Origin of the sequence: Sinomonas sp. G460-2 (genome assembly GCF_047759905.1) — a bacterium.
Lineage (GTDB): Bacteria > Actinomycetota > Actinomycetes > Actinomycetales > Micrococcaceae > Sinomonas.
In genome coordinates this window covers 1-6,436 of sequence record NZ_JBKZWT010000210.1, presented here as the reverse complement: position 1 = coordinate 6,436, position 6,436 = coordinate 1, and the positions used below count along the sequence as shown (strand labels likewise).

Sequence of the window (6,436 nt, the reverse complement as noted above, 5' to 3'; positions counted from 1 at the left end):
GCGCCCTTCTGCGCGTGTCGGGCCTGGAGGTCGCCTATGGCCACGGCCCGACCGCCAAGGTGGTCCACGGGGTCACGCTGCACGTCGAGGAGGGCGAAGTCCTCGGGCTCGTCGGCGAATCCGGGTCGGGCAAGACTCAGACGGCGTTCTCGATCCTCGGGCTCCTCCCGGAGGGCGGCCGCGTGTCGGGCGGCTCGATGGTGTTCGACGGCCGCGAGCTCACAACGCTCGGCGACGTGGGGCGCCGGGCCCTCCGCGGGACCGACATCGCGTACATCCCGCAGGAACCGATGAGCAACCTCGACCCGACCTTCCGGATCGGCTACCAGCTCACGGTTCCCCTGCGGAAGCGGCTCAGGCTCTCGAAGCGCGAGGCGACCGATCACGCGCTCGCCCTGCTCGCGCGCGTGGGCATCTCCGATCCCGAGAAGGTGTTCCGCTCCTACCCGCACGAGATCTCGGGCGGCATGGCCCAGCGCGTGCTCATCGCCGGCGCGGTGTCCTGCAATCCGCGCCTGCTCATCGCGGACGAGCCGACGACGGCGCTCGACGTCACCGTGCAGGCCGAGGTGCTCGACCTCCTCCGCGACCTCCAGCGCGAGCGGGGCATGGCCGTGATCATGGTCACCCACAACTTCGGGGTCGTGGCCGACATCTGCGACCGGGTCGCCGTCATGCAGGCCGGGCGGATCGTCGAGACGGACAGCGTCGAGACGATCCTCACGCGGCCCTCGGACCCGTACACGCGCCGGCTCCTCGACTCGATGCTCGACGACGGTCCCGTGCGCCCCTACCCCTTCGACGACGCCGACCCGCTGGCGGCGGACGCAGTTCCTGCCGCCGCGCACAAGGAGTGAGCATGCCGCACGAACAGCCCCTGCTCGAGGTCGACGGCCTCGCCGTCACGTACCCGGGGCGCGGCCGCCGGGCCGGGTTCCGTGCCCTCGAGGACATCTCCTTCGCGATCCGGCCAGGCGAGACCCTCGGCCTCGTCGGCGAATCCGGCTCCGGCAAGACCACGATCGGCAGAGCCATCCTCGGCCTGGTCAAGCCGACCGCGGGCCGGATCCGGTTCGGCGGCGAGGACATCACGCACGCGGGTCGCACGGCCCGCCGGACCCTGAGCCGCGACCTCCAGGTGATCTTCCAGGACCCGTACACCTCGCTCAACCCGTCGATGACCGTCGAGGAGATCCTCGCCGAGCCCCTCGCGATCCAGGGCTGGGCGCGGCGCGAGGCCCTGGGCCGCGTGCGCGGGCTCCTGGACAGGGTCCACCTGCCGTCCGACGCCGGCGGTCGCCTCCCCCGAGAGTTCTCGGGAGGGCAGCGACAGCGCATCGCCATCGCGCGGGCCATCGCCATCGAGCCGCGCCTCATCGTGTGCGACGAGCCGGTCTCGGCCCTCGACCTCACGACCCAGGCGCGGGTGCTCGATCTGCTCGTGGAAATCCAGGAGGCCACGGGAGTGAGCTACCTCTTCGTCTCGCATGACCTCAGCGTGATCCGCCACATCAGCCACAACGTGATCGTCCTGTACCGGGGCCGGATCGTCGAACACGGGCGGGCCGCCCAGGTCACTTCGCAACCGCACCACCCCTACACGCAAAGGCTCTTCATGTCCGCACCTGTGCCAGATCCGAAGCTTCAGCGCGAGCGCAGGGAAGCCCGTCGCGGCCTCGTCGCCGCTACCTCGGAGCACGTGGCATGAGCGTCAACCTGAGGGCCGGCGTGGCGGAGGAGTTCCTCCGCAGCCCCGAGGGAGTGGTGTTCCGGGACCTCAACGGCAACGGGACCATGGAGCCCTACGAGGACCCGCGGCTGCCGGTGGCTGATCGCGTCGGGGACCTCCTCGGCCGGCTCTCGCTAGAGGAGAAGGCCGGCCTCATGTTCAACACGATGGTCAGCGTCGCGGAGAGCGGGCGGCTCGGGGACGAGGTCCCGCGGGCCGGGCGGGCGGGACTCCGCGAGGTCGTCGAGACGAAGCTCGTCAACCACCTGAACTTCCATTTCGTGCCCGAGCCGCGGCTCGCCGCGCGGTGGGTCAACGAACTGCAGCGCCTGGCGCTCGCCGAGAGCCCGCACGGCATTCCCGTGACGCTCTCCACGGATCCGCGGCATTCGTTCGTCGAGAACTGGGGGGCGTCCTTCACGGCCGAGTACTTCTCGGCGTGGCCCGAGCCCCTCGGCCTCGCGGCCGTGCGAGACGAGCAGCTCGTACGGGAGTTCGCCTCGATCGCCCGCGCGGAATATACTGCTATCGGCATACGAGGAGCCCTGCACCCGACGATCGACCTCGCGACCGAGCCTCGCTGGGCCCGCCAATACAGCACGTTCGGCCAAGACGCCGATCTCGTGGCACGCCTCGCCTCGGCGTATCTCGACGGCTTCGAGGGCGATCACGTGGGCCCCGAGAGCGTGGCCTGCATGGCCAAGCACTTCCCCGGCGGGGGGCCACAGCGCGACGGCGAGGACCCCCACTTCCCCTACGGGCGCGAGCAGGTCTACCCGGGCGGAATGTTCGACTGCCACCTCGAGCCGTTCCGGCGGATCATCGCCCGCGGCGTCTCGGCGATCATGCCGTACTACGGAATGCCCGTGGGGCTCGTGATCGACGGCGAGCCGATCGAGGAGGTCGGTTTCGGCTACAACCGCCAGGTCATCACGGGCCTCCTGCGCGAGAAGCTCGGCTACGACGGTGTGGTGTGTACCGACTGGAGCCTCGTGACCGAATCGCGCCTCCACGGCAAGCAGCTCCCGCCGCGGGCGTGGGGCGTCGAACATCTGTCGGTCGAGGAGCGCGTGCTCAAGGTCATCGAGGCTGGCTGCGACCAGTTCGGCGGCGAGGAATGCCCCGAGGTCGTCGTCGACCTGGTGCGCGGTGGACGGGTCTCGGAAGAGCGTATCGACGCCTCAGCGCGCCGCCTGCTCAAGGTCAAGTTCGAACTCGGCCTCTTCGACAACCCCTACGTCGACGAGGAGGCCGCCGAGGTTCGCGCGGGGCGTCCCGAATATGTGGAGGCGGGGCACCGCGCCCAGGCGCGTTCCGTGACAATCCTCAAGAATGAGCCGGTCCTCAAGAACGAGCCCGTCGTCAAGAACGAGCCCATCCCCGCGCGCGGCCATGCCCCCAAGGCCGGCACAGCCGCCGGCGCGACGAACGACGGCGGTGCCGTCGCCGCCGTCGAACGCTCACCGCTGCTGCCCCTCCGCCCGGGCACGCGCGTGTACTCCGAGGAGCTGGACCCGGCCGCGGTCGCCGCCGCGGGACTCGAACCGGTCGCCGCGGTCTATGATGCCGAGGTGGCTATCGTCCGGGTCTCGGCTCCCTTCGAGTTCCGCGACCACTACATGCTCGAGTCCGCTTTCCACGCGGGCAGCCTCGAGTTCGACGCCGCGACAGTCGAGAAGGTGCGCCGTCTCGCCGAGAGTGTTCCCGTGATCCTCGTCCCGCATCTCGACCGCCCAGCCGTTCTGACACCGCTTGAGCCCCATTGCGCCGCCGTCGCCGCCGTCTACGGGGCGTCCGACGGCGCGGTCCTCGACGCGCTCACGGGGACCATCGCCCCCGAGGGCAGGCTGCCCTTCCAGCTCCCGCGCTCGGAAGCCGCCGTCGTCGCCTCCCGCCCGGATGTGCCGGGCGACACCGAGGATGCGCTCTACGAATGCGGGTTCGGATTGGACCTGGCATGACAGTGGGCGCTGAGCCAGCCCGTTCCCGGCGACGGGGCCCGTACGCGAAGGGCCTCGCCGCGCGGGAGCTCATCCTCCAGACCGCCCTCGAGGTGCTGGGGCGCAAGGGATACAGCGCGACCTCCCTGCGAGACATCGCCGAGGAGGTCGGCATGACGCAGGCCGGGCTGCTTCACCACTTCGACACGAAGGAGAATCTCCTCGCGGAGGTGCTTCGCAAGCGCGACGAGGTGGACCGGCAGAGGTTCAGCCCCGCTGACGTCACCGAGCTTCCGCTCATCATCCAGCTCGCGCACCACAACATGGAGGTGCCCGGCATCGTTCAGCTCTACGTGAGCCTTCAGTCCGCCGCCACGGACCCGGACCACCCATGCCACGACTATTTCCGCGAGCGTGATCTGGTGGTTCACGGGAGGATCTCGCGAGACATCGAGAAGCGTCAGAAGGCCGGGCGATTCGACCCGACCGTCGACGCCCAGGTGATCGCCCGGATGCTCCTCGCGCTCTCCGACGGGCTCCAGGCCGAATGGGCGGTCAATCCCGACGTCGATCTTGCGGGGACCCTTGACGCGTTCTGGAACCAGTACGCACGGACGGGCGAGCCAGAGGGGTAAGCCCGGGGTCGGCCCCGCCTGATGGCGGCTCGGCCTGCCTAGCGGGCGCTCGCATTCAGCCGCCCCTCGCGTTCAGCGGGAGCTCGCGTTCAGCGGGAGCTCGCGTTCACGATGGGCGACGGCGGCTGGTCGCCGCACAGCACGACCATCAGGTTGGCGACCATGCTCGCCTTGGTCTCGTCGTTCAGGGTCACGACCCCGCCCTCGCTCAGGCGCGTCAGGGCGAGCTCGACCATGCCGACGGCGCCCTCGACGATGCGCGACCTCGCCGCCACGACCGCGTTGGCCTGCTGGCGCCGGAGCATCGCCTGCGCGATCTCGGGGGCGTAGGCCAAATGGGAAATCCGGACCTCCACGATCTCGACCCCCGCGACCGAGACGCGCGCCGCGACCTCGCGGGCCAACGCGGCCGCCACGAGATCGGTCGAGCCGCGCAGGGACGTCCCGGTGCCGGACGCGTCGTCGTAAGGGTGGGTCGTCGCGACGTGCCGAAGCGCCGACTCCGCCTGCACCGACACGAAGTTCCGATAGTCATCGACGGCGTAGGTCGACTTCGCCGTGTCAGCCACCTGCCAGACCACAATCGCGGCGATCTCCACCGGATTGCCGTCCGCGTCGTTCACCTTGAGGTGGTCGGTTTCGAAGTTCCGGACCCGCACGCTGATGCGCCGCCGGATGGTCAGCGGGAGAACCCACCAGAACCCCGCGCGGCCGACCGTCCCGACATATCTGCCGAAGAACTGCACCACCGAGGCCTGACCGGGCGCGACGATCACGAGCGAGGTCAGGACGAGGATCGCGATCAGCGCCGGCAGCCACAGCCACCCGCTGAGACCGATGGCCGCGACCACGGCCCACCAAGCGCAGAGCGCGACCACGAGGACCCCGAACCAGCCATTGAGGGCCAGGGCCCGGCGCTGCCGGATGTCCACCCTCGCCCCCGCGAACCCCACAGGCTCCGAGGCTCCGACACCAACCGGTTCTGGCTCTCCGACAGACATGGCATGCTCCTTCGCTGGACCGGAAGCTCTCCCAGTTCGGGTCACCCGAACCGGAGACGCCCGAACAGGAGACGCCCGAACAGGAGACGCGCCGGACGGGGGCATGTTCAGACCGGGACATGTTCGGACCGGAACACCCAGTCCGGACACCCGGACCAGGAGATACCCCAAGCATGGGCCTCCCCGGACTGGGGCGTAAGAGGCTTGCGCGCTCGAGCCGAGATCCCGGCGCGGCCTGGGCCGGATCTCGGCTCGGCCCTGTCCGCATCAATCGACCTTAGAACGGCGGTGGTTGGGGTTCAGCCGACTCAAGCCTCGGTGGGCTGTCGTCGAGTGGATCGGGCGGACTGCCATGGTGCGAACCGCGCTCCACTGGCCCGCTGGCCGGCGGGCTGCCTTCTTGCGAACCGCCTTCCATTGGCCCGCTATCGGGTGGGCCGTCCGCCGGTGTGGTGCCGTCGGGTGGGCCGTCCGCCGGTGGGGTGCCATCGGGCGGGCCGTCCCCCGGTGGGCTGGTGTCGGGTGGGCTGGGATGCGGTGGGCCGTTGTCGGGTGGTTCGTGGCCGGTGGGGCCTGTGAGGGCTCGGGTTCCGAGGGGGGAGGTCCAGAGGGTGTCGGGGGTGGCGTCGTCGGGGCCGGTGGGGAGGCGGGATGGGGTCCAGGTCTGGAGGCTCTTGAGGGCGTGGTGCTTGGTGCAGAGGGCGTGGAGGTTCTGGGCGTCGGTGGTTCCGCCGTCCTGCCATTCGATGAGGTGGTCGATCTCGGCTTTGCGGGCGGGCCGTGTGCAGCCGGGGAACTGGCAGGTTCCGTCGCGGTACTCGATGAAGCGGCGCAGGCCCTTGGGGGGCCGGTAGGCGCTGCGGCCGAGCTGGAGGGGGACCCCGTCGGTGCCGGTGAAGAGCCGCTGCCAGGTCGGGGCCGCGGCGGCGAGCCGGCGGGCGGTGTCGGGGTCGATCGGGCCGTAGCCCTCAAGGACCGCGGGCTCCTCGCCGGAGCCGAGGAGGGTCGCGGCAGGGATGTGGACCACGATCTCGGCGGCCGGGACAGGGCCCGGTTCCCCGAGCGCAGGCGCAGGGTCTGGGGATGCCTGCGGGGCCTCGGGCTCTGCCGGAGCGTCCGCAGGAGCCGGGT

The 6,436-nt window shown here is 70.5% G+C and carries 6 protein-coding genes; 4 read left to right on the top strand and 2 right to left on the bottom strand.

Annotated elements, in window-relative coordinates:
* From ACLN58_RS16055 to ACLN58_RS16040, 4 genes are all read left to right on the top strand, one after another.
* Positions 1–857 (top strand): ABC transporter ATP-binding protein (locus tag ACLN58_RS16055; protein ID WP_415856257.1); only part of this gene is annotated, 857 nt, incomplete at its 5' end.
* A gap of 2 nt (positions 858–859) precedes the next feature.
* Positions 860–1,708, top strand: a complete 849-nt coding sequence (locus ACLN58_RS16050; RefSeq protein WP_415856256.1) for an ATP-binding cassette domain-containing protein — start codon at positions 860–862, stop codon at positions 1,706–1,708.
* Positions 1,705–3,690 (top strand): glycoside hydrolase family 3 N-terminal domain-containing protein, encoded by a 1,986-nt coding sequence (locus ACLN58_RS16045; RefSeq protein WP_415856255.1) that lies wholly within the window; start codon positions 1,705–1,707, stop codon positions 3,688–3,690. The genes ACLN58_RS16050 and ACLN58_RS16045 overlap by 4 nt, the downstream gene beginning before the upstream one ends.
* Positions 3,687–4,304: a TetR/AcrR family transcriptional regulator gene (locus ACLN58_RS16040; protein WP_415856254.1), complete on the top strand. Its 618-nt coding sequence runs from the start codon at positions 3,687–3,689 to the stop codon at positions 4,302–4,304. Before ACLN58_RS16045 ends, ACLN58_RS16040 begins: the two co-directional genes overlap by 4 nt.
* An 89-nt stretch (positions 4,305–4,393) precedes the next feature.
* Here ACLN58_RS16040 and ACLN58_RS16035 read toward each other — a convergent pair whose 3' ends face one another.
* Complete coding sequence (locus ACLN58_RS16035) at positions 4,394–5,305, bottom strand: SPFH domain-containing protein (RefSeq protein WP_415856253.1); 912 nt, start codon at positions 5,303–5,305, stop codon at positions 4,394–4,396.
* A gap of 277 nt (positions 5,306–5,582) precedes the next feature.
* A partial coding sequence (locus ACLN58_RS16030; protein WP_415856252.1) for a DUF222 domain-containing protein occupies positions 5,583–6,436 on the bottom strand: 854 nt, incomplete at its 5' end.